19 protein-coding genes and 1 riboswitch are annotated in these 23,285 nt (G+C 46.8%); all 19 genes read left to right on the top strand.

The genetic code is table 11. The features are described 5' to 3' along the window. The first annotated feature begins 82 nt into the window (after positions 1 to 82). The 19 genes from hypE to EAI83_RS02720 all read left to right on the top strand — a co-directional run bounded on the left by hypE (position 83) and on the right by EAI83_RS02720 (position 23,211). Positions 83 to 1,090, top strand: a complete 1,008-nt coding sequence (hypE, locus tag EAI83_RS02810) for a hydrogenase expression/formation protein HypE (protein ID WP_021651575.1) — start codon at positions 83 to 85, stop codon at positions 1,088 to 1,090. Positions 1,091 to 1,117: 27 nt separating this feature from the next. Further along, on the top strand, positions 1,118 to 1,387 hold the full coding sequence (locus EAI83_RS02805; protein ID WP_015525986.1) for a TM1266 family iron-only hydrogenase system putative regulator: 270 nt from the start codon (positions 1,118 to 1,120) through the stop codon (positions 1,385 to 1,387). Beyond that, the gene (locus EAI83_RS02800) at positions 1,384 to 2,151 is read left to right on the top strand and encodes a nitrogenase iron protein NifH (protein WP_059086799.1); all 768 of its coding nucleotides are present in this window, start codon (positions 1,384 to 1,386) and stop codon (positions 2,149 to 2,151) included. The genes EAI83_RS02805 and EAI83_RS02800 overlap by 4 nt, the downstream gene beginning before the upstream one ends. Continuing rightward, entirely contained in the window at positions 2,145 to 3,488 is a 1,344-nt protein-coding gene (locus tag EAI83_RS02795) for a nitrogenase component 1 (RefSeq protein ID WP_129974581.1), read from the top strand. Before EAI83_RS02800 ends, EAI83_RS02795 begins: the two co-directional genes overlap by 7 nt. Beyond that, positions 3,485 to 4,801, top strand: coding sequence for a nitrogenase component 1 (locus tag EAI83_RS02790; RefSeq protein WP_129974580.1), 1,317 nt, complete (start codon positions 3,485 to 3,487; stop codon positions 4,799 to 4,801). Before EAI83_RS02795 ends, EAI83_RS02790 begins: the two co-directional genes overlap by 4 nt. Positions 4,802 to 4,981: 180 nt before the next feature. Beyond that, positions 4,982 to 5,413: a DMT family transporter gene (locus EAI83_RS02785; RefSeq protein WP_129974579.1), complete on the top strand. Its 432-nt coding sequence runs from the start codon at positions 4,982 to 4,984 to the stop codon at positions 5,411 to 5,413. 110 nt (positions 5,414 to 5,523) lie between these two features. Next, positions 5,524 to 6,351, top strand: coding sequence for a ComEA family DNA-binding protein (locus EAI83_RS02780; RefSeq protein ID WP_129974578.1), 828 nt, complete (start codon positions 5,524 to 5,526; stop codon positions 6,349 to 6,351). 10 nt (positions 6,352 to 6,361) lie between these two features. Further along, positions 6,362 to 7,051 carry a response regulator transcription factor gene (locus tag EAI83_RS02775; RefSeq protein ID WP_015525979.1) on the top strand — a complete coding sequence of 230 codons (690 nt, stop codon included), beginning with the start codon at positions 6,362 to 6,364 and terminating at the stop codon, positions 7,049 to 7,051. 3 nt (positions 7,052 to 7,054) lie between these two features. Beyond that, positions 7,055 to 8,485, top strand: coding sequence for a sensor histidine kinase (locus tag EAI83_RS02770; protein ID WP_129974577.1), 1,431 nt, complete (start codon positions 7,055 to 7,057; stop codon positions 8,483 to 8,485). A 10-nt stretch (positions 8,486 to 8,495) separates the two neighbouring features. Then, a complete protein-coding gene (locus EAI83_RS02765) occupies positions 8,496 to 9,443 on the top strand; it encodes a GerMN domain-containing protein (RefSeq protein ID WP_129974576.1) in 948 nt (315 codons plus the stop codon). A gap of 44 nt (positions 9,444 to 9,487) precedes the next feature. After that, complete coding sequence (locus EAI83_RS02760; RefSeq protein WP_129974575.1) at positions 9,488 to 11,767, top strand: DNA internalization-related competence protein ComEC/Rec2; 2,280 nt, start codon at positions 9,488 to 9,490, stop codon at positions 11,765 to 11,767. A gap of 122 nt (positions 11,768 to 11,889) precedes the next feature. Continuing rightward, entirely contained in the window at positions 11,890 to 13,269 is a 1,380-nt protein-coding gene (locus EAI83_RS02755) for an NAD(P)/FAD-dependent oxidoreductase (RefSeq protein ID WP_015525975.1), read from the top strand. A gap of 388 nt (positions 13,270 to 13,657) precedes the next feature. Then, a riboswitch (cobalamin riboswitch) is annotated at positions 13,658 to 13,832 on the top strand. Between the two features lie 162 nt (positions 13,833 to 13,994). Beyond that, the gene (locus tag EAI83_RS02750) at positions 13,995 to 15,287 is read left to right on the top strand and encodes a sirohydrochlorin cobaltochelatase (protein WP_015525974.1); all 1,293 of its coding nucleotides are present in this window, start codon (positions 13,995 to 13,997) and stop codon (positions 15,285 to 15,287) included. A gap of 121 nt (positions 15,288 to 15,408) precedes the next feature. Beyond that, a complete protein-coding gene (locus tag EAI83_RS02745; protein ID WP_092070160.1) occupies positions 15,409 to 16,308 on the top strand; it encodes a hypothetical protein in 900 nt (299 codons plus the stop codon). Beyond that, positions 16,305 to 17,450 carry an ABC transporter substrate-binding protein gene (locus tag EAI83_RS02740; protein WP_129974574.1) on the top strand — a complete coding sequence of 382 codons (1,146 nt, stop codon included), beginning with the start codon at positions 16,305 to 16,307 and terminating at the stop codon, positions 17,448 to 17,450. The genes EAI83_RS02745 and EAI83_RS02740 overlap by 4 nt, the downstream gene beginning before the upstream one ends. 97 nt (positions 17,451 to 17,547) lie before the next feature. Then, entirely contained in the window at positions 17,548 to 18,567 is a 1,020-nt protein-coding gene (locus EAI83_RS02735) for a FecCD family ABC transporter permease (RefSeq protein ID WP_129974573.1), read from the top strand. Between the two features lie 3 nt (positions 18,568 to 18,570). Continuing rightward, positions 18,571 to 19,674 (top strand): ABC transporter ATP-binding protein, encoded by a 1,104-nt coding sequence (locus EAI83_RS02730; protein WP_021651559.1) that lies wholly within the window; start codon positions 18,571 to 18,573, stop codon positions 19,672 to 19,674. 398 nt (positions 19,675 to 20,072) lie between these two features. Next, on the top strand, positions 20,073 to 21,776 hold the full coding sequence (locus tag EAI83_RS02725; RefSeq protein WP_129974572.1) for a DUF1002 domain-containing protein: 1,704 nt from the start codon (positions 20,073 to 20,075) through the stop codon (positions 21,774 to 21,776). A 232-nt stretch (positions 21,777 to 22,008) separates the two neighbouring features. Then, positions 22,009 to 23,211, top strand: a complete 1,203-nt coding sequence (locus tag EAI83_RS02720) for a class I SAM-dependent rRNA methyltransferase (RefSeq protein WP_059086808.1) — start codon at positions 22,009 to 22,011, stop codon at positions 23,209 to 23,211. Positions 23,212 to 23,285 lie beyond the last annotated feature (74 nt).

Genomic DNA, 23,285 nt, shown 5'->3' with positions numbered 1-23,285 from the left:
ACGAAGGATCGTATCCGGAAGATCTGACAGGATGAAACCGATATGAAATTCCTTTGACCCAGCATAGAAAGAAGATAATATTATGGAAAATAAAACAGTGACCATGGCACACGGTGCCGGAGGCCGTCAGACCTCAGAACTGATCGATGAAGTATTCAAAGCGCATTTTGCAAACCCGGATCTCACAGCCGATGATGCGGCCGTGCTGGTTCCGCCTGCAGGAAAAATGGCAGTATCCACCGATGGATTTATTGTTTCTCCGGCATTTTTTCCGGGGGGAAATATCGGCAAGCTTTCCATCTGCGGAACCGTTAATGACCTTGCCTGTATGGGAGCAAAACCGATGTATCTTACCTGCGCTTTTGTCATTGAGGAGGGTTTTCCCATGGAGAAGCTGGAGGAGATCGCCGCAGCTATGGAAAAAACAGCAAAAGAAGCCGGAGTGCGTATCGTTTCCGGAGATACTAAGGTGGCAGGAAAAGGTCAGGTTGACGGTGTGTTTATCACAACAACCGGAATGGGTGAGATCCAGGAGGGCGTTCAGGTAGGCGGTGAGCTGGCAAAACCGGGAGATGCCATTATTGTAACCGGTGATGTGGGAAGACATGGATGCACCATTCTTCTGGCAAGAGAGGATTTCGGCATTGACGCAGATGTGACAAGTGACTGCGCACCGCTGTGGGGAGCTGTAAAAGATGTACTGGATGCCACCCATAACATTCATGTGATCCGTGATGCCACAAGAGGTGGTGTCGGAACGGTTCTTTACGAGATCGCAGGACAGAGTAACGTAGGGATCCGCCTGGATGCAGCAGCTGTTCCGGTAGCTCCGGAGGTAAAGGGTGTCTGCGGCATGCTTGGCCTGGAGCCTCTTTATCTGGCATGTGAGGGACGAATGGTGATCATGGCACCAAAGGAAGAGGCAGGAAGGATCGTGGAAGCACTGCGTAAATGTCCTTATTCCAGGGACGCAGCCATTATCGGTGAAGTTACGGAAGACCAGCCAGGAAAGGTTGTCATGACTACGGAGATCGGAACGCAGGCACTTCTTCCGCAGCCGGGAGGAGAGCTTCTGCCGAGGATCTGCTGATAATATCGGAAAGGAGAGTCAGATCTTATGGAGACAAGAGTGGCATTGATCTCGATCATTGTGGAAAACAATGACGTGATCGATGATATCAACCGTTTTCTTCATGAAGCGGGAAAATATATTATCGGGAGAATGGGGATCCCTTACCGGGAAAAAGGCATCAATATCATCAGTATTGCCATTGATGCACCACAGGATGTGATCAGCTCCTTATCCGGAAAGATCGGACGCCTCAGTGGAGTTTCCGCCAAAACGGCATATTCCAATGTGATCACAAAAGCGGAGGACAGAAAATGATAAAAGTTGCGGTATACGGAAAGGGCGGCATCGGAAAATCTACTACGGTTTCCAATGTGGCAGTAGCCCTTGCGGAAAAAGGAATGAAAGTGATGCAGATCGGCTGTGATCCCAAGGCAGATTCCACGATCCTTCTCAGGCATGGAAAAAAAGTTCCCACTGTACTGGAGCTGTATAACGAAAAACGCCAGGAGCTGAAGCTTACGGATATGGTGCAGATCGGATATGGGGGTGTAGTCTGTGTGGAAGCCGGCGGTCCTGCACCGGGGCTTGGATGTGCGGGAAGAGGTATCATTACTGCTCTCGAGAAGCTTAAGGAAAACGGAGCCTATGAGACCTATAAACCGGACATTGTTTTTTATGACGTACTGGGAGATGTTGTCTGCGGTGGATTTTCCATGCCCATGCGAAAGGGGTATGCAGATAAGGTATTTATCATCACCTCCGGAGAAAACATGGCCATCCATGCAGGGGCAAATATTGCCATGGCAGTGGATAATTTCAGAAACAGAGGATATGCATCCCTTGGCGGCGTGATCCTGAACCGGCGGAACGTGCCGGGAGAGGAAGAAAAAGTCCGGGAGCTGGCAGAGGATTTTCATACGCGGGTAGTGGGAACGCTTTCCAGAAGTGAACTGGTCCTGGAAGCAGAGAATCGAGGAAAAACTCTTCTGGAAGCCTATCCGGATTGTGAGATGGCAGAGGAGTACCGGACACTGGCCGAGCAGATCCTGAGTGCATGCAGGGAGGAAGGCTCATGTTAAAAAGAGTTGGTAACAGAGAGCTTTTGGGAAAAACAGAAATATTTATAAAGGAAGCCTCTTTTCCGGTTCCCTTTCAGCCGGGACTGGAATTTAATTCACCGGTCCATGGAAACTGGAATATCGTACATACGGGAATGCTGGTTCCGGAAGCAAGGCAGATCTACGTCTGTGCGGATAACTGCATGCGTGGCGTTGTGCTGACTGCCGCAGAGATGAATGCGGCAGACCGTTTTTCCTTTGTGATCGTGGAGGAAAAGGATCTTCTGGGCGGAAATCTGGAGGATGTGACCATTGAAGGAGTGACGGACATTCTGAACCGGCTGGATGAGAAGCCAAAGGCAGTATTGCTTTTTACTGTGTGTCTTCATCATTTTCTGGGAAGTGATCTGGAACGCATCTACGGAGAACTGGAAGAAAGATTTCCGGAGATCTTTTTTATGCGGTGCTTTATGGATCCTATCATGCAGAAAACAGGCCCGACTCCGGATCAGAAGCTGCGCCGTGCCATGTATGATGCAGTACCGGAGAGGAAAGCTGATCCGGAATGTGTCACAGTCCTGGGCAGTGATTTTGTGTTGGATGAGAGTGCAGATATCTGCCGGATCCTGAAAAAGAACGGAATCCGTCTCCGTGAAGCACCGGCCTGTAAGAACTGGGAGGATTATCGGAGCCTGGGAGAGGGAAGCCTGATCCTTAACTGTTATCCGGCAGGAAAATTCGGAGTACAGCAGCAGGCGGAGAGACTTGGAAGGCCGTTTTTATACCTGCCCGGAAGCTTTGACTATGAGGAGATAGAGACGCAGGAAAAGTATTTGCTGGAGCTGCTGGATCAGCACAGCTGCGGTAAAAATGGCCTGGATATCAAAACGGAGATCCGAAAATGCGAGGAGGCTCTTTCCCATGCACACCAGATCATCGGTGACACTCCCATAGCTGTGGATTATCTTTTTCATCCAAGACCTCTGGGACTTGCAAAGCTTCTCCTTACGCATGGATTTCAGGTACAGTCCGTTTTTCTGGACAGTATCAGCCCGGAAGAAAAAGAAGTATTTTTCTGGCTGAAGGAGAATTACCCGGAACTCATGTTGATTTCGACTGTCCGTCCGGAGATGAGAGTGCGGCCACGGCAGCATTCCGGAAAAATCCTTGCCGTCGGACAAAAAGCAGCCTGGTTTACCGGAAGCCGGAATTTTGTCAATATGGTACAGGGTGGCGGGCTTTGGGGCTTTGACGGGATCAGACGTACTGCACAGTTGATGCTGGAGGCATTTAATGAGGAAAAAGCTCCGGAGGATCTGATCGTTCGAAAGGGATGGGGGTGCGAAAGCTGCATATGAGACAGGCATATCGGATCATACCAATCTACACGGCAGACGTGTCCGGCGTCTGCTCCGCGTTGTATGAGCTTGGAGGAATGACAGTGATGCATGATCCCTCCGGCTGTAATTCTACCTATAATACCCATGATGAGATTCGGTGGTACGACCAGGACAGTCTGATCTTTATCTCAGGTCTTACGGATATCGATGCCATTATGGGAAATGATGAGAAATTTCTTCAAGATATCGAAGAGGCGGCAAAGGAGCTGAAACCGAAATTTATTGCACTTGCAAGTTCACCGATTCCCTTTATGAACGGAACAGATTTTCAGGGACTGGCCTGTGCACTTACGGCAAGAACCGGAATCCCGGCATTTTCGGTTCCGACCAGCGGCATGCATGACTATGTATACGGAGCAGGGCTGGCGCTGGCAGAGATCGCAGGACATTTCACAGGAGCAGCAGAGAAAACAGGAAGGTGTTCAGAAGTACCGACGGGATCTGCGGAAAGATCTACAGAGAAGAGAAGCAGGAAATTAAATCTTCTTGGAGCAACACCCCTTGATCTTGGCCCGCAGTCTGCAGTAGATGCCATGAAAAAACGTCTGGAAAACTATGGCTGGGAGATACTTTCCACCTGGGCTATGGGGGATACGCTGGAAGCTTTGTCCTGTGCCGGTGAAGCAGCGGTAAACCTTGTGGTATCCTCTGTGGGGATCCCGGCGGCCAATGTGCTGAAAGAAAAATTCGGTACGCCATTTCTCGTGGGGACTCCTGTGGAAGGCTATGAGGGACAGATTTCAGATGCACTTGAGCGGATCGCGGATAGATCCTGTGGAGAGTGGGTAAATAAGAAGGATGACTCCGCAGAGGAAAGCGGAGGGCAGATCTTAGGGAAACAGGAGGAACTGTGGAAAGTAACTCCGGAGCAGGTAATCTATTTTCAGGGAAGAAACAGTCTGTCAGCAGTATCTGACCCTTCAGGAGAAAGCAGGGAAATGCCCGACAAAGAAGAGGTATTTTTTTCTGTACCGGACATTACCATCATCGGAGAACCGGTTACCATGGGCTCCCTGGCAGCAGTCATAGAGCAGAAATACGGAAAAAATGTTCAGCTGCTTTGTCCGCTGGAGATCACAGAGGGACTTTTGCGCAAGGGAGATGAAGCCATCTGTGGCGAGGAAGCCATGGAAGAAAAGCTGAAAACAGCCAGGATCATTGTGGCAGACCCACTCTATCGTCCGATCTGTCCGAAAACAGCCATTTTTTATGAGATGCCGCATATTGCGTTTTCCGGAAGGATATATCTCAGAAAATATTTTCCGGAATAAAGAGCGTTTCGTGATCATGTATATAAATATTATGCGGATGAGAAAACAGGGCAGCAGTGTGTATAATTGCAGGAAAATCACATAAACTAAATTATAAGAAACCGTAAAGGCGTTGCAGAAATATGCAGCGCCTTTTTCCGGCAGTAATATCGGAAATGGAGCATATATGGAGGGATTTTTATGTGGGGATTTTTGTCAGCACTGATCTCAGGTGCACTGATGAGTATTCAAGGGGTATTTAACACAAATGTAACAAAACAGACCAGTCTGTGGGTTTCAACCGGCTGGGTACAGTTTTCTGCATTTCTGATCTGTGTGGTAGCATGGTTTTTTACAGGCAGAGAAAGTATCGGCATGCTGTGGCAGGTAGAGGATAAATATAATTTACTCGGAGGAGTGATCGGTGCATTTATCACTATCACAGTGATCCGGAGTATGGGAAGTCTGGGGCCTGCGCGGGCGGTTATGCTTATTGTCATTTCTCAGCTTGCGGTGGCTTATCTTATAGAATTGTTGGGGATTTTCGGTGTGGAAAGAGCAGATTTTCAGTGGAGAAAGCTGTTGGGAATGCTGATCTGTATTGCAGGTGTGGTTATTTTCAAATGGAAATAGAAATAAAAGTATTGTAATATTTGTAATACTTCGTTAAAATAAGGTATGGTTTTGCATGAGTAACGGGGCACCTGCCGCCACATCGGCGGAAAGGAGTGAACCGCCTACCTATGAAAATAAGATCACATATCAGAAGTGTTCGGTTTGTTTTTTCCATATTTTTGTTACAGATCCTGGCAGGGCTGACAGGCTGTAAGGATGACGGAACAGAATTTCTGGAGAAAGAACTGGTGCAGGAAGAAAGTACGGAAGCATCCGAAATGGATGCAGAGCAGGAAGAACCGAAGGATACGGAAAGTGAAGTATCCGGGAAGGCATCCGCAGGGGCTGCGGCAGATATATCACAGAAGAAACAGAATGAGTCTGCGGAGGAACCGGCTTCGGAGGTTGAAAAACAGCTGCCGGAGATCTCAGACACCCCTCAGACCATTTATGTAGATATATGTGGAGCAGTGACCAGCCCGGGAGTCTATGAGCTTCCATATGGCAGCCGTGTTTTTCAGGCTATCGAGCAGGCCGGAGGATATCTTCCGGAAGCTGCGGCAAGCTATCTCAACCGTGCTAAGGGACTTTCCGATGGACAGCAGGTTTATGTGCCTACCCAGGCGGAGGTGGACAGCCAGCGGATCGCAGCTACCCAAGATGGATCGGAAGTCACAGCAGAAAACAGTACCGAAACGGCGAGCGGACAGAAATCCGCCGGAGAGGATTCCGGTGAAGCTGAGACTGCATCTTCCACAGAGCAGAAGATCGATCTGAACACCGCTGATGTATCCCAGCTTACTACTCTCACAGGTGTAGGGGAGTCCAAGGCCCTGGCGATCATCGCTTACAGGGAAGAGAACGGTCCCTTTACTTCAGCAGAGGATATCATGAATGTACCAGGCATCAAAGAAGGAACCTATGAGAAGATAAAGGATAAAATAGCAATAAAGTAAGGAGCGCTAAATGAGCAGGAAAGTATTGGTAGTAGATGATGAGAAACTGATTGTCAAGGGACTTCGCTTCAGTCTGGAGCAGGACGGAATGGAAGTGGACTGTGCCTATGACGGAGAGGAAGCACTGGAAAAAGCAAAAGCAGGAGAGTACGATATCATCCTTCTTGACCTGATGCTTCCAAAAATGGACGGTCTTGAGGTATGCCAGCAGATCCGTGAATTTTCCAATGTTCCGATCATCATGCTTACAGCAAAAGGAGAAGATATGGATAAGATCCTGGGTCTGGAATACGGAGCTGATGATTATGTCACCAAGCCTTTCAACATCCTGGAAGTCAAAGCCCGCATCAAGGCGATCATCCGCCGTGCAGGCAGCAAACAGGACAAGCAGGAGAAGGCCAAGACTGTGGAAGTCGGAGAACTGAAGCTGGACTGCGAAGGACGCCGCGTATTTATCTCCGGAAAAGAGATCAACCTCACAGCCAAGGAATTTGATGTGCTGGAACTGCTGGTATTCAATCCGAACAAGGTATACAGCAGAGAAAATCTTCTGAATATCGTATGGGGCTATGAATATCCGGGAGATGTCCGTACCGTAGATGTACATATCCGCCGCCTGAGAGAAAAGATCGAGGCCAATCCCAGTGAGCCGAAATATGTACACACCAAATGGGGTGTGGGCTACTATTTCCAGGCATAACCTGTGAAGTTCAAAAAGAACGGCAAATTTTTCAAAAGTCTCCGCTTTCGTATTCTGATCATCCTGATCATACTGGGAATCGTACCGAGTGTCATCGTAACGGAAATGGTTATTGCCAACTATGAAGATCGTGCCATTGCCAACCGTGTGCAGAGCATGGAGAACATCTGTGACATCATGTGCGACCTGTTGATCAAGGAGAATTATCTGAATGACACCAGCTCTCAGACGGTGAACAGCAAGCTGGAATTACTGTCCAACAGCTATGGTGGCAGGATTCTCATTGTAGACAGGGATTTCAGGATCATCAAGGATACCTATGGCGTGGATGAGGGCAGGACTCTGGTTTCCCAGAAAGTATTGAACTGTTTTAAAGGAGAAGATGCCTACCAATATGATTCTGACAGCCAGAAGCTGATCCTGGCAGTTCCGGTAAAAAGTCCGGATGTAAAACAGGTGCAGGGTGCCATGATGATCATGGCATCTTCCAGTGAGGTGACAGCAACCATCCATGAACTGGAGCAGAAAGGGATTCTGATCATCGGTATCATTGTAGTGCTGGCCATTTTTCTGGGTTATATTCTTTCCACGATCCTGGTGAAGCCATTTGCCAGGGTAACGAAAGCAATCGAGGACCTTACAGACGGATATCAGAATGAGGAGATCTCGGTACCGGATTATACAGAGACAGCTTTGATCACAGATGCATTTAACAAGATGCTTTCCAGAATGAAGACGTTGGATGAATCCAGACAGGAGTTTGTATCCAATGTGTCTCATGAGCTGAAGACACCTATGACTTCAATGAAGGTTCTGGCGGATTCGCTGGTAGGACAGCAGGGGGTTCCGGAGGAACTGTATCAGGAATTTCTTTCTGATATCACAGAAGAGATTGACAGAGAGAACAAGATCATCACCGATCTGCTCTCCCTGGTAAAAATGGACAAAAAAGCAGCAGATATGAATATCAGCAATATGAATATCAATGAGCTGCTGGAGAATATTCTGAAGCGTCTCCGTCCTATTGCAGATCAGAGAAGGATTGACCTGATCCTGGATTCGTTCCGACCGGTAACCGCAGATGTGGATGAGGTGAAATTTACCCTTGCCATCAGTAACCTGGTCGAAAATGGTATCAAATACAATGTAGATGAGGGATGGGTCCGCGTAACACTGGATGCGGATCATAAGGATTTCTATGTGACGGTTGCAGATTCCGGCCTGGGAATACCGGAAGATTCCATTGAACGGATCTTTGAGCGTTTTTATCGTGTGGATAAATCCCATTCCAGAGAGATCGGCGGAACCGGCCTTGGACTTGCTATTACAAGAAGTTCTATAGCCATGCATCATGGGGTCATCAAGGTATCCAGCAAAGAGGGCGAGGGAACCACATTTACCGTGAAGATCCCGCTGTCCTATATTCCGTCCTAGGAGGTACAGCATGAAAAAAACGATTTTGATCATCTGTGTGGCCGCTGCCTGCATCCTTCTTGGTCTGGTTGCTTTCATAGGTTTGTCGGGAAGAAATAAAAACGAAGAACAGCAGTATAGATTTTATTATATCAACAGCGATGAAACGAGACTGAAAGAAGAAAAATATACTCCGGAGAAGGAAACAACAGAAGTGATGCTGCGCAATTTTTCCGAGAGTCTGAATAACCGTGAGACCCGGGAAGACGGAATCTCACTTTTTCCGGATGGAGTAAAGATTTCTTCTTATTCCATACAGGATGGAGTCCTGAATGTAGAATTCAATGAGGCCTATGATAAAATGTCACGTACCAGAGAACTTCTGGTGCGAGCAGGTATAGTGAAGATTTTTTTACAGGTTCCAGGAGTGGATTCTGTGGAGATCTATGTGGGTAAAAAGCCGCTGACAGATACCAGGGGTGAAGAAGTGGGAGCCATGAACAACGACACCTTTGTGGAGTTTTCCGGGTCCGATGGGGATGTGTACAGCTATGACACCTTTACTTTGTATTTCACAAATAAAAACGGAGATAAACTGGTAGCGGAACAGAGAAGTGTCCGCTACAGACGAAATCTTCCGAAGGCTACGGTGGTTCTGGAGCAGCTTGCAAGAGGTCCGCTGGAAAAAGGACATTATCCTACAATACCGGAGAATTCAGAGGTACTTTCCCTGACGAGAGCAAACGGAATCTGCTATGTGGATTATAATTCCGTATTTCAGGATTATGCTCTGGATGTTTCGGAACAGATTGCCGTGTATTCGGTGGTAAATACGCTGATCGCGGCAACGGATGTGGACAAAGTTGAGATTTCCATCGAAGGAAACAAGGAAGTGACCTTTGGCCAGAATATGCAGCTTTATAAGTTCTATGAATGGAACGACAGCCTGCTGGCACACACAAAGGCTAAAAAAGAATAGAAAAAATAAAACATTTCAAAATATCAGAAAACGGGAGAACATTTATGGCGAAAAGGCCGATGTGTCTTTTGTGTTTTCTTATGGTGCTGAGTCTTGGCGCACTGGAGCTTATGGGGATTCCTCTGATCAGGGGGAATCCCCTTCCGTTAAATGTGCAGGAGCAGATCGAAGCGCACCCTGGTTCCATAATCTGCGGGGAGGTGGAACAGTATGAAAACACAGAATTTTCCCAGTCTGTTTATCTGAAAAAAACATATCTTATCCATCAGTCAAAAAAATTTCCAATTGAAAATGTAAGAATATTTCTCAAAAAAGAAGAAGATCTGAAACCGGGAATGCGGATCCTGGTCAAGGGAACGCTGAAAAGAGTGGAAGGTCCTGCGAATCCGGGGGGCTTTGACAGCCAACAGTATTACGCCTGTCGTCATATTTATTATTTTATGAAGAACGCTGTGCTCCAAAAGAAAACAGCAGTGTATTCCGGCTACAGGCAGCTCCTTTTGGAGATAAAAGAAAGCTGCAGACAGATCCTGAAGGAAGCTGCAGGAAAAGATGCACCTGTTTTTTGTGCCATGACGCTTGGAGACAAACAGGAACTGGATCCGGAAACACAGATGCGCTATCAGCTGGCCGGAATCATACATATCCTTGCCATCAGCGGACTTCATATCAGTATTCTGGGAATGGGGCTTTACAACCTTCTAAAGAAGATGGGACTGGGGATCTGGCCTGCCGGGATTTTTTCTCTGGGAGTGATGCTGCAGTATGGGATCATGACCGGAGGGAGTGTTTCCACCATGCGTGCAGTAACTATGTTTTTGATCGCCATGGGAGCCAGGATCACCGGACGGATCTATGATATGATGAGTGCTCTTTCCGTAACTGCCATGATGATCCTTGTGGAATCTCCGGCCTATCTCCTGGACAGTGGATTTCTTCTGTCCTTTGGCTGTGTTCTGGGAATGGGGCTCGCTGCGGAAAAGATCTGTGCCCTTGCAGAAGCGGAGGAGAAAAAATGGACAAAGGCACTGGTAAGTCCTATAGCTCTTCAGCTTGTGACTCTGCCGGTGATGCTGAAGTTTTTCGGAGAAGTCTCTATTGCCGGATTTATCCTGAATCTGTTGGTGCTTCCAAGTGTGGGGGTAGTGCTGACTGGAGGAATGGTGGCGCTGCTGCTGGGAATTCTCAGTATTCCTGCGGCAAAACTGGTAATCCTGCCGGCAAGGGTACTGCTGCTTTTTTATGAATATCTCTGCAGTCTGGCAGGAAGATCAGGATGGAGTACTTGGATCGGAGGGGAGCCGGAAATATGGCAGATTGTGGTATATTATGGCTTTTTGATAATAGTCCTGTTTATGGGACAGTATATAAAAGAACAGCTCCGGAAGAAAAAAGCAGTCAGTGAGGAAACGGAGTTATCAGAGGAGCGGGCGGAAGCAGGTTGTTGGAAGCTATATGCTATCCGGATAACAGCCGGTATTTTTCTGGCAGTCGGAATCCTGATACTGGGATATCATCCAGCAGGAAGTCTGAAGGTGATCTGCCTGGATGTAGGACAAGGTGACGGTATTCTTGTGGAGACCCCGGAGGATCACCATTTTCTGATTGACGGAGGAAGCAGCAGCCAGTCGGATCTTGGAAGATACTGCCTTTTGCCGGCATTGAAAAGTCAGGGGATTTCCTGGCTGGATGGGATTTTTATTTCCCATACAGATCAGGATCATATCAACGGTGTGAAGGAGCTTCTGGAATATATGGGAAAAGGTCTTACAACCATCCGGGCCGGATATCTGATCCTGCCTGCCTGGGCGGAAAGACCAGATGCGTGGAGGGAGCTTGCAGAGGCAGCAAAAACAGCCGGAGTTAAGGTCGTGACAGCAGTAAAAGGGGATGAATTGCCTTGCGGCAAAGTATCTTTTTCTGTTCTGTGGCCGGAGAAAAATGCCACAGGAAAAGATGTGAATGAGGAAGCTATGGTGATGGAGTTGTCTTTTGGAGATTTTCAGATGCTTTTTACCGGAGATATCGGTGCAGATACGGAGAAAAAGCTTCTGGCAGCCGGGGGGCTTGAGGATGTTGACTGTCTGAAGGTGGGACATCACGGTTCCCGTTATTCTACCACAGAAGCATTTCTTGAGAAAATAAAGCCGGAAGTGGCGATCATTTCCTGTTCGCTCACCAACACCTACGGACATCCGTCACCGGAAACCGTAGAGCGGCTTAAAGAGGCCGGAAGTCAGGTGGAATACACCATGAAAAACGGTGCTATTACCGTGGAAACAGATGGAAGAAAGCTTAAGATCGGAAGGTTCCGGAAGGATTGAGGATTTTTTTCCAAAACCGAAAAAAAACGGTGACTTTTGAACACGTTTATTGTAGAATAGACAGGGTTTGTGCAAAAACAAAGCACTGAAAATGTGCAATACAAGATAAGGAGTTTTTATTTATGAAATATGATGTACTGATCGTAGGAGCAGGTCCCGGTGGAATCTTTGCGGCCTATGAACTGATGAATAATGATCCGGAGAAAAAGATCGCGGTTTTTGAAGCTGGTCATCCTCTGGAAAAAAGAAAATGTCCCATCGACGGAAAGAAAGTAAAATCCTGTATCCACTGCAAAACCTGTGCGATCATGAAGGGATTTGGCGGTGCAGGCGCTTTCTCCGACGGAAAATACAATATCACCAATCAGTTTGGCGGAACTCTGTACCAGCATATCGGCAAGGATACAGCTACAGAGCTGATGGAATATGTAGATAAACTGAACCTGATGCATGGCGGTGAGGGAACCAAACTTTATTCTACCACAAACAGCGAGATCCGTAAGCTCTGCCTTCAGAACGGCCTGCATCTTCTGGATGCATCAGTCCGCCATCTGGGAACAGATATCAACTATGTGGTACTTCAGAACCTCTATGAAAAAATGAAAGACCATGTGGACTTCTATTTTGACGCATCTGTTGACAAAGTAGAAAAAACTGAAGACGGTTATGCAGTTTTTGTAGGAGATGAGCGTTACGAGGGAACTTACTGTATCATCTCCGCAGGACGAAGCGGAAGTAAATGGATGGAGACGGTATGTACAGAGCTTAAGATCCCGACTCTTTCCAACCGTGTGGACATCGGAGTCCGTGTGGAGCTTCCGGCAGAGGTTTTCAGCCGTCTGACAGATGAGCTTTATGAGAGCAAGATCGTTTACAGAACTGAGAAGTTTGAGGATATGGTCCGTACCTTCTGCATGAACCCGCGAGGTGTTGTCGTGAATGAAAATACCAACGGTATCATCACAGTAAACGGTCACAGCTACGAAGATCCGGCAAAGCATACCAACAATACAAACTTTGCCCTTCTGGTATCCAAGCATTTCTCAGAGCCGTTCCATGACAGCAACGGATACGGTGAGAGCATTGCAAGACTTTCCAATATGCTTGGCGGTGGTGTTATGGTACAGCGGTTTGGAGATCTGATCCGCGGAAGACGAAGCACAAAAGCCCGTATTGAGGAAAGTTTCGTAACACCTACACTTTCTGCGACACCGGGAGATTTAAGCCTTGTTATGCCGAAACGTATCCTAGATGGCATCATCGAGATGATCTATGCTCTGGATAAGATCGCACCGGGAACCGCAGATGATGATACTTTGCTTTATGGCGTTGAGGTTAAATTCTACAACATGGAGGTCGAGATCGACGAAAATCTGGAAACCTGCCACAAGGGTCTCTTTGTTATCGGAGACTGTAGCGGCGTGACCCATTCTCTGTCCCATGCATCTGCCAGCGGAGTCTACGTAGCCAGATACCTGGAGCAGGAGTATTTTAACAGATAAACTGCAGAGCAGTTTATCTGTTATGAGCAAGTAGCAAAGCGGATTGCGAATATCCGCTTGACTAGATAAACTGCAGAGCAGTTTATCTGTTATGAGCAAGTAGCGAAGCGGATTGCGAATATCCAGTGTAAGACAGTCCATTTCTGATATCAGGGTGATGACAGAAAGGGGCTGTTTTTTATGCAGGATATGCATGAATATTGGAGAAAGTATTCTGATAATAACTGACAGATACAGGGAGAAAACCGGTTACTGTTCACTGGTAATAATTCGCGAGGTATTTTTTGTGAGTGAAGATCACAGAAAATCGTGAATCGTCTGACATCAATCTTGACAAATTTATGAGTTTGTGGTAAAAGTTAGATAACCAGGTAAAAGAAAATATGTGCAAATGTTATAATGATAAGGTTGCATCCAGTCGGATGTGCAAAAGAGAATCCGGTGAGAATCCGGAACGATACCGTCACTGTGAAAGGGGAGCTGCTTTTATAACCACTGGGAGACCGGGAAGGGAAAGCAGCGTGGAACCAAGTCAGGAGAACTGCCTTATTGTGAGATTCAGGGATTCGCGGTTTACGAATCGGTATTCTCCATAACAATACAGAACTTCTTTTTATGTATTTGTATTGCGCAGAGAATCATGTGTGAGCAGGCGGCCGCAGAGAGCTGCTGCTTTTTTGTACATATCAGTATTCTGGAAATACATGAAAAGAGGACAATGAGAAATGAAAAGAAAAACAATGTTAGCTCTGATGCTCGCAGTTTCCATGACATGCTCTATGGGTGCGGCTACAACAGCAATGGCAGCAGAGGATTCTGCTACAGAAGAGAACGCTGAGGCAGCTGATACCACAGAGGCTTCTGATGCAGATCAGGAAGCAGCAGATAATGTAGCAGCTCTGATCGACAAGATCTATGTACAGGAAAGAAACGACACAACAGATGAGGACTGCAAGGCAGCCAAAGAAGCATGGGATGCTCTGACAGATGCTCAGAAAGAACTGGTAGAGGGTGAGAATGCAGATCCGGATTATTTCGGACGTGACACAGGAGATGCTTCCAAGGACGATCCGCGTAACCAGGATGAGATCGGTGAGAATGAACTTCTTGTTGTAAGCTTTGGTACTTCCTTCAATGACAGCCGTGCAGAGGATGTCAAGGGAATCGAGGATGCTCTTGCAGAAGCTTATCCGGACTGGTCTGTAAGAAGAGCATTTACAGCACAGATCATCATCAACCATGTAGAGGCAAGAGATGATGAAGTGATCGATAACATGCAGCAGGCTCTTGACCGTGCAGTAGAGAATGGTGTTAAGAATCTGGTTGTACAGCCTACCCATCTGATGCATGGTGCTGAGTACGATGAGATGACAGAAGCGATCAATGGCTATAAAGATAAATTCGAGTCTGTAGCTATCGCAGAGCCAATGCTCGGTGAGGTTGGAGACGATGCAACTGTGATCAATGATGACAAGAAAGCCGTTGCTCAGGCAATCACAGATACGGCTTGCAAAGAGGCCGGATTTGACAGCATGGATGCAGCAGCTGAGGCTGGCACAGCATTCGTATTCATGGGACATGGAACATCTCATACAGCTAACGTTACATACGATCAGATGCAGACACAGATGGAAAACCTTGGATTGAAGAACGCATTCATCGGTACTGTAGAGGGTAAGCCGGAAGATACAGCCTGCGACAAGGTTATCGAGAAGGTAAAAGAAGCAGGATACAAGAACGTTGTTCTTCGTCCGCTGATGGTTGTTGCCGGAGACCATGCAAATAACGATATGGCCGGTGATGAGGAGGATTCCTGGAAGAGCCAGTTTGTAGCATCCGGAAACTTCGATAAGGTTGACTGCCAGATCGAGGGTCTTGGAAGAATCGAAGCAGTTGAGAAGCTTTATGTAGAGCATACAAAGGCAGCCATCGATTCTCTGGGAAGCACTGAGGAGTCCGCAGATTCTGATGCAGCAGCAGATACAGAGGCTGATTCTGCTGAGGAGTCCGCAGAATAATAAATATAAAAATATCTGAGTGAGTTCAGATACCTATAAGAAATCAATGTAACTGCCCGGAAAGATCAGGAAGACTGTTTTCCGGGCAGATTGCTGTATCTATGGAAGGGAGAAGATTATCATGAAAAAACGCTATGTAAACTTAATTCTTGCAATGGCAAGTGCATCAGTCCTGGTGCTGGGCTCTGTGCCTGCGATGGCAAAAACAGATGAAACAAAAACAGAGTCCGGTGAGGAAGCAGAAGCTTCCGAAGAAAAGGATACAGATGCAGCCAAAGCAGATACCCTGGAAGATGGCGTTTATACAGCAGAGTTTGGTACAGACAGCAGCATGTTTCATGTAAATGAGGCCAATGACAAAAAAGGAGAGCTCACGGTCAAAGATGGTAAAATGACCATCCACGTAAGTCTGGTTTCCAAGAAGATCGTTAACCTGTTTGCGGGAACTGCCGAGGATGCCCAGAAGGACGGAGCAGAGATCATTGAGCCGACCACAGATACAGTGAAGTACAGCGATGGTTATACAGAGGAGGTTTACGGATTTGATATCCCGGTACCGGCCATTGGTGAGGAATTTAACGTGGCGATCCTGGGAGAAAAAGGCAAATGGTACGACCATAAAGTCAGCGTAAAGAATCCTGTAAAAACCTCTGACGACAAAAAATCCGAAGGGAAAAAACCGGAAGAGCTGAAGCTGGAGGACGGAACCTATGAGACGGATGTAACCCTTACAGGCGGAACAGGAAGAGCATCTGTAGAATCTCCAGCTAAAGTAGAGATCAAGGACAAAGAAGCTACGGCAACCATCATCTGGAGCAGTCCGAATTATGATTACATGATCGTGGACGGCGAAAAATATGAGCCGGTGAACAAAGACGGAAACTCCACATTTGAGATCCCGGTCACAGTCTTTGACGCAGAAATGGAAGTGACTGCAGATACTGTAGCCATGAGTACTCCTCACGAGATTGAGTATACCCTGAATTTTGATTCTTCGAGCATGAAAAAGGAAGAAAAATGAAAAAAATAATTTCATACATATTTCTGACGCTGACCCTGATCCTGGGGTGTGCTTTTGCAGTGCAGGCAGCAGAGACAGAACATAAGCCTGCGGATATTCCAGGCCTTACCTTTGATCACAGTATGGAGCTTTCCTACGCAAAGGAATTTAATGTGGATTACTACAACGATGGCTATGCGCTGCTCACCATTGATCAGGAAGGACAGTTTCTTGTAGTTCCCGAAGGCAAGAAAGCACCGGAGGGGCTGGATCCTGACATTGCGGTTCTGCAGCAGCCCATAAACAATATCTATCTGGTAGCAACCTCGGCCATGGATCTTTTCCGCGCTATCGACGGGATTGACAGCATCAAGCTTTCCGGAACCAAGGAAGACGGATGGTATATCCAGGAAGCAAAGGACGCTATGGAACAGAAAAAGATGATCTATGCCGGCAAGTACAGTGCTCCGGATTACGAGCTGATCCTGAACGAGGGCTGTGACCTTGCCATTGAATCCACCATGATCCATCACAATCCGGAGGTACAGGAGAAGCTGGAGCAGTTCGGGATCCCTGTAATGGTAGAGCGTTCCAGCTATGAGAGTCACCCTCTTGGAAGGACCGAATGGATGAAGCTTTACGCAGTTCTTCTGGGAAAAGAAGATGTGGCAGAAAAGGTTTTCAAAGAGCAGACGGACAAGCTGGATAAGGTTCTCACAGCAGATAAAACAGATAAGACCGTGGCGTTCTTTTATATCAACTCCGTAGGTGCGGTAAATATAAGAAAAAGCGGCGACTATGTTTCAGAAATGATCTCTCTCGCAGGAGGAAATTATGTTCCGGAGGATACGGGAGTAAATGACAATGCTCTTTCCACCATGAATATGCAGATGGAAGAGTTTTATGCCAAGGCGAAGGATGCAGACTATATCATCTATAACAGTACGATTGACGGGGAACTTAAGACCATTGATGAGCTTCTTTCCAAAAGTAAGCTTCTTGCAGATTTCAAGGCAGTGAAGAACGGAAATGTCTGGTGCACAGGCAAAAATCTCTTCCAGGAAACTACCGGACTTGGAACCATGATCGAGGATATCCACACCATGCTGACTACAGACGATGATTCTCTGGATGAGCTGACCTATATGCATAAACTGAAATAAATTCCAGTGTTCGCTTTAACTCCTTTGCCAGTTTCCACTTGTGAGCAGGAAACGAAAGGACAGGATAACAAAACAGAAGAGGAGTGTACCAGAAAAAATGAATGACAGAAAACGCGCAGTCCGATACGGGATCTCTTTTGTGATCCTTGCGGTACTTTTGATCTTTTTATTTATATGGAATGTAAATTCCGGAAGTATCCACCTCTCTGTGAAGGAGATCCTGAATATCATATTCCGGCATCAGGGAGATGAAACTTCTTATAATATCGTCTGGGAGATCCGTCTTCCCAGGATACTGGCAGTGATCATCCTTGGCGGAGCACTTTCTGTTTCCGGATTTTTGCTGCAGACCTTTTTTAACAATCCTATCGCGGGACCCTTTGTACTGGGAATCTCTTCCGGTGCCAAGCTGATCGTGGCGCTTCTGATGATCTTTTTTTTTAGCAGATCGGTGTCCATCGGTTCCGGTGCCATGATCCTGGCTGCTTTTGCAGGCTCAATGATTTCCATGGGCTTTGTGCTCCTTGTGGCAAAAAAAGTCCACAACATGTCCATGCTGGTCATCAGTGGTGTTATGATCGGCTATATCTGTTCGGCCATCACAGACTTTGTGGTGACCTTTGCAGATGATTCCAACATAGTCAATCTTCACAACTGGTCACTGGGAAGCTTTTCCGGTATGACCTGGGGGAATGTGCAGACTATGGCTGCTGTGGTACTTCTTACCATGGTGATCGTATTTTTTATGTCAAAACCGATCAGCGCCTATCAGCTGGGGGAGACTTACGCGCAGAATATGGGAGTTAATATCAAGGCTTTCCGGATACTTCTGATCCTGCTTTCCAGTATTCTTTCTGCCTGTGTGACCGCTTTTGCAGGGCCGATCTCCTTCGTGGGGATCGCTGTGCCTCATATTGCAAAAAGTCTCCTGAAGACTGCCAAACCGCTGCTTGTGATCCCGGCCTGTTTTCTGGGCGGTGCAGTGTTCTGCCTGTTCTGTGACCTGATCGCAAGAACTGTATTTGCACCGACGGAGCTGAGCATCAGTTCTGTGACAGCAGTTTTCGGAGCACCGGTAGTTATCTATATCATGATTCACAGACAGCAGAGGATATAAACGATGAAATCATATTTTTTTTATACAGATCAGCTGACCGTAGGCTATGATGGAAAACCGCTGATCAAAGAAATCAATATTCAGCTGAATAAAGGAGAAATCCTGACACTGATCGGTCCCAACGGTGCCGGAAAATCTACTATTTTGAAGAGTATCACAAGACAGCTTTCCCTGATCAGCGGAACGGTATATCTGGAACAGGAACAGATGAGCCGGATGACCAACAGGGAAGTGTCAAAAAAACTGGCTGTAGTACTTACCGAGCGCATGCGACCGGAGCTTATGACCTGTGAGGATGTGGTATCCACCGGACGATATCCCTATACCGGAACTCTCGGGATCCTTTCCGCAGAGGACAAGGAAAAAGTTAAAAGTGCCATGGAGATGGTTCACGCCTGGGATCTGAAGGATCGGGATTTTACAGCCATCAGTGACGGACAGAGACAGCGTATCCTTCTGGCACGCGCCATCTGCCAGGAACCGGAGATCATTATCCTGGATGAACCGACCTCCTTCCTGGATATCCGGCATAAGCTGGAGCTTCTTGCCATTTTGAAGAAGATGGTATTGGAAAAACAGATGACGGTGATCATGTCCCTTCATGAGCTGGATCTTGCCCAGAAGATTTCTGACCAGGTGATCTGTGTTCATGGAGATCACATTGAGAAATATGGTGCACCGGAGGAAATCTTTACTTCCGATTATATTCGGAAGCTTTATGGCATCACCCGTGGAAGCTATAATGCAGAATTCGGCTGCGTGGAAATGGAACCTCCGGCCGGAAAACCGGAGGTGTTTGTGATCGGAGGAAATGGAAGCGGGATTCCGGTATATCGGAAGCTGCAGCGACAGGGGATTCCTTTTGTGACCGGAGTTCTCCATACCAATGATGCAGATTATCAGGTGGCAAAAGAACTGGCTGCAAAAGTGATCACGGAGAAGCCTTTTGAATGCATTTCGGAGTCTGCCTTTGAAGAAGCACTGGAGTTCCTGGGAAAATGTGAAAAAGTGTACTGTCCGCTGAAGGATTTTGGTATCATGAATGAAAAAAACCGGGAATTGTTGAAAAAAGCAAAAGAAACCGGAAAATTAAACCAGATCAGATAAGTTCTCTGGGAAAATGAGAAAAACAATAAAATGCTGTCAGAAATGAGTGATATAATGTTACTGTTCACTGGTAATATTCCGCGAGGTGTTTTTTGTGAGCGAAGGTCACAGAAAACCCGAGACATACCGCGCGGATTTATGCGATTAGCATAAATCCTGTGCATCGCGAAGCGTGTTGCTGAGAACGGAGTGAACAGTAACGATATAATTTCCGGCAGCGTTTTTTATATAATATAAATTACAAATATTTCAGCAGCTGTGTTATAATATGACAAGAACGACAGATCGTGAAGCGCTCGCATTCGTGGAGATGTAAGTAACGAAGAGGAATGTCCGCTTTACACCGCAAAAGTTAAGCAGATACAATCGATCCGAAAAAATATATGGAGGGAAGATCAATGAAAAAAAGAAACATGATCGCAGCTCTGCTCTGTAGTGCATGCCTTGTGGCAGGAAGTGTAAATCCCGTATTTGCAGATGCATCGAAGGTAGTAACACTTGGAGCAGATCTTACGGATGCCCAGAAGCAGACAATGATGAAATATTTTAATGTAAGTTCCGATCAGGTGCAGGTGATGACCATTACAAATGAGGATGAGCATAAACACCTGGATAATATCGCACCACAGTCCCAGATCGGTTCCAGAACTTTGAGCTGTGCCTATGTGAAGCCTACACAGTCCGGCGGGATCAAGGTCCGCACAGCAAATCTGAACTGGGTGACAGGTAATATGATCGCAACGACACTTTCCACATCCGGTGTGAAGAACTGTGAAGTAGTTGCTGCCTGCCCGATGGAAGTATCCGGAACAGGTGCACTTACCGGTATCCAGATGGCATATGAGAAGGCCAGCGGAGAGAAGCTGGATGAGACCAAGACGAAGCTTGCCAACCAGGAGATCGTAACCACTGGTGAGCTTGCAGATAAGGTTGGTAAAAATGAGGCGACAACAGTTGTAAACCAGTCCAAGATGGATGTGATCCAGAACGGAGTACAGAATGCAGATGAGATTCAGAATATTGTAATCAATGTGGCTGAGCAGAACAATATTTCCGTAAGCCAGGACGATATTGACAGGATCGTGTCTCTTCTGAAGCAGATCTCACAGCAGGATTACAATTATGATGATGTGAAGGAAACACTGGAGCAGGTAGATGCCAATACCACAGGCCAGACCTCTTCCTCTGATGATACGCTGGATGGCGAGAGCAGTGATGAAACCGTAGATGTGGATGCAGATTCTTCTGATGATATCGTCAACAATGTAAATGACAGCATTCTTGGTGACGATGTGATCCAGAGCTCCACAGAGGATCCGGGTCTTGAGGAAGAAACAGGAGCAGATTCTCAGGATACAAGCAATGAGACCGGAATCCCGGATGCTACCGACGACGGAACCTATAGCAATGAGGAAAGCTCGGACGAAAGCAGTACAGATGAAAGTGCATCCGACGAGAGCAGTACAGACGAAAGTGCATCTGACGAGAACAGCACAGAGGATAGTGCATCTGACGAGAGCAGCACAGATGAAAGCACTTCTGACGAGGCTGCATCCGATGAGACCGGAATCCCGGAGGCAACAGAAGATACAGAATCTTCAGAAAGTACAGAGGGCTCAGACCAGGCAGACAGTGCAGAAAACGATACTTCCGTGCTCAGCGAAGAAGCAAAGAACAATTATGACAAATTTGTCCTCTTTGTAAAAGGCGAGTATGAGGGAGATGCAGATTCCCTTCTCGCTGCAACGGAGGATACAGAGGCAGTGGCAACGGTAACACTGGATGAGCAGACAGCGAAGAGTGTGGCAGAAACTGTTGAGAAGGATTATTATGATATCCTGAAGGATGGTACAGAATCCTATGAGGCAGATGGTACAGAAAAATATCAGAGTACAGAGCTGAATATGATGGATCAGAAGCTGAAGAAGCTGTTCAGTATTGACAGTTCCCAGGAGGACACAGAGGCCACAGACGTGACAGCAGCTATTCTTGCAGATGTTCCCCAGGAAGATAAGCAGACACTTTATAAAGAAACCATGAAATATCTGGCAGGTCTTTACGGCGAGAACACGGACTCTTCTGAGGAATCCGCAGCAGAATAAAAGATTTACAGAAAAAGAGATAAAAAATACCGCAGCAGAGAAAACAACCTCTGCTGCGGTATTTTTTGTCGTGCCGGAAAGATATCATGAAAATTTTGTGATTTACGACAAGGATTTGTGTAAGCACTGGAAAAATGGATTTTTCTGTGATAAAATTGACCGTAAATCGGTTTTGTGGACTCATACATCGCAAACCGTGATAGGGAAACGAGAAAGGGAAAAGGTAGAATTTATGAGCCTGGCAGTAGTAACATTAAAAAAAGGCGAAGGCAGATTCCTGAAATCAGGAGGCCTCTGGGTATATGACAATGAGATCGCAAGCATCATGGGAAGCTTTGTGAACGGAGATATCGTTCTGGTCCGGGACTTTGACGGATATCCAATGGGAAGAGGATTTATCAACACCAATTCCAAGATCACAGTCCGTATGCTTACCAGAGATGAGCGTACAGAGATCAGTCCGGAATTTTTGAAACAACGTGTCCGCGACGCATGGGAGTATCGTAAGAAGGTAGTAGATACCGGAAGCTGCCGTGTGATCTTCGGAGAAGCAGACTTTCTTCCGGGTCTTGTTGTGGATAAGTTTTCAGATGTGCTTGTTGTACAGTCTCTTGCACTGGGAATCGACCGTCTTAAAGAAACGATCCTAGATGCACTGAAGGAAGTCCTTGCTGAGGATGGGATCCGGATCCGTGGAGTCTATGAGCGAAGTGATGCAAAGGTACGCCGCCAGGAAGGAATGGAACTTACCAAGGGATTTATCGGAGAAGAATTTCCGACACTTGTTCAGATTGAAGAGAACGGTGTGAAATATGAAGTAGATATCAGGGACGGGCAGAAGACCGGATTTTTCCTGGATCAGAAATATAACCGTCTTGCTATCCAGAAGCTCTGCAAGGGGGCGAAGGTTCTGGACTGCTTTACACATACCGGCTCTTTTGCCCTGAATGCGGGAATTGCAGGGGCACAGAGTGTTCTTGGTGTGGATGCGTCGGAAACTGCAGTCCTGCAGGCAAGAAGAAACGCCAGTCTGAACGGCCTGGACGGAACAGTGAAATTCCTCTGTGAGGATGTTTTTGAACTTCTTCCCGAGCTTGAGGAGAAGGGAGAGAAATTTGATGTTGTGGTACTGGATCCTCCGGCATTTACGAAATCCAGAAGCTCTGTAAAAAATGCCATCAAGGGATACCGTGAGATCAATCTCCGTGCAATGCGTCTTGTAAAGGACGGCGGATTTCTCGCAACCTGTTCCTGCTCTCATTTTATGACGTATGAGCTGTTTACACAGACCATCGGTCAGGCAGCGAAGAATGTCCATAAGAGACTGCGCCAGGTAGAGTACCGTACACAGGCACCGGATCATCCGATCCTCTGGTCAGCAGATGAGTCCTATTATCTGAAATTCTACATTTTCCAGGTATGCAATGACCGTTAGGAACTGCCATCCGGATTTTTTTACGGAAATTTTTGGGCAGTGCCGTATGGCAGTGAAAAGGAGATGCAGATTAT

The sequence above is a fragment of the Blautia sp. aa_0143 genome (genome assembly GCF_004167315.1).
GTDB classification, from domain to species: Bacteria; Bacillota; Clostridia; order Lachnospirales; family Lachnospiraceae; genus Blautia_A; species Blautia_A fusiformis.
The sequence above is the reverse complement of the archived record's forward strand: the minus strand, read 5'-3'. Positions and strand labels throughout refer to the sequence as shown.

Excerpts from the sequence above, each read along its gene's own strand:
- EAI83_RS02725 (WP_129974572.1), top strand. The coding sequence starts at position 20,073 with ATGAAAAAAAGAAACATGATCGCAGCTCTGCTCTGTAGTGCATGCCTT.
- EAI83_RS02720 (WP_059086808.1), top strand. The coding sequence starts at position 22,009 with ATGAGCCTGGCAGTAGTAACATTAAAAAAAGGCGAAGGCAGATTCCTG.
- hypE (WP_021651575.1), top strand. The coding sequence starts at position 83 with ATGGAAAATAAAACAGTGACCATGGCACACGGTGCCGGAGGCCGTCAG.
- EAI83_RS02765 (WP_129974576.1), top strand. The coding sequence starts at position 8,496 with ATGAAAAAAACGATTTTGATCATCTGTGTGGCCGCTGCCTGCATCCTT.
- EAI83_RS02790 (WP_129974580.1), top strand. The coding sequence starts at position 3,485 with ATGAGACAGGCATATCGGATCATACCAATCTACACGGCAGACGTGTCC.
- EAI83_RS02750 (WP_015525974.1), top strand. The coding sequence starts at position 13,995 with ATGAAAAGAAAAACAATGTTAGCTCTGATGCTCGCAGTTTCCATGACA.
- EAI83_RS02755 (WP_015525975.1), top strand. The coding sequence starts at position 11,890 with ATGAAATATGATGTACTGATCGTAGGAGCAGGTCCCGGTGGAATCTTT.
- EAI83_RS02745 (WP_092070160.1), top strand. The coding sequence starts at position 15,409 with ATGAAAAAACGCTATGTAAACTTAATTCTTGCAATGGCAAGTGCATCA.
- EAI83_RS02780 (WP_129974578.1), top strand. The coding sequence starts at position 5,524 with ATGAAAATAAGATCACATATCAGAAGTGTTCGGTTTGTTTTTTCCATA.
- EAI83_RS02785 (WP_129974579.1), top strand. The coding sequence starts at position 4,982 with ATGTGGGGATTTTTGTCAGCACTGATCTCAGGTGCACTGATGAGTATT.
- EAI83_RS02800 (WP_059086799.1), top strand. The coding sequence starts at position 1,384 with ATGATAAAAGTTGCGGTATACGGAAAGGGCGGCATCGGAAAATCTACT.
- EAI83_RS02735 (WP_129974573.1), top strand. The coding sequence starts at position 17,548 with ATGAATGACAGAAAACGCGCAGTCCGATACGGGATCTCTTTTGTGATC.
- EAI83_RS02805 (WP_015525986.1), top strand. The coding sequence starts at position 1,118 with ATGGAGACAAGAGTGGCATTGATCTCGATCATTGTGGAAAACAATGAC.
- EAI83_RS02775 (WP_015525979.1), top strand. The coding sequence starts at position 6,362 with ATGAGCAGGAAAGTATTGGTAGTAGATGATGAGAAACTGATTGTCAAG.
- EAI83_RS02760 (WP_129974575.1), top strand. The coding sequence starts at position 9,488 with ATGGCGAAAAGGCCGATGTGTCTTTTGTGTTTTCTTATGGTGCTGAGT.
- EAI83_RS02795 (WP_129974581.1), top strand. The coding sequence starts at position 2,145 with ATGTTAAAAAGAGTTGGTAACAGAGAGCTTTTGGGAAAAACAGAAATA.
- EAI83_RS02740 (WP_129974574.1), top strand. The coding sequence starts at position 16,305 with ATGAAAAAAATAATTTCATACATATTTCTGACGCTGACCCTGATCCTG.
- EAI83_RS02730 (WP_021651559.1), top strand. The coding sequence starts at position 18,571 with ATGAAATCATATTTTTTTTATACAGATCAGCTGACCGTAGGCTATGAT.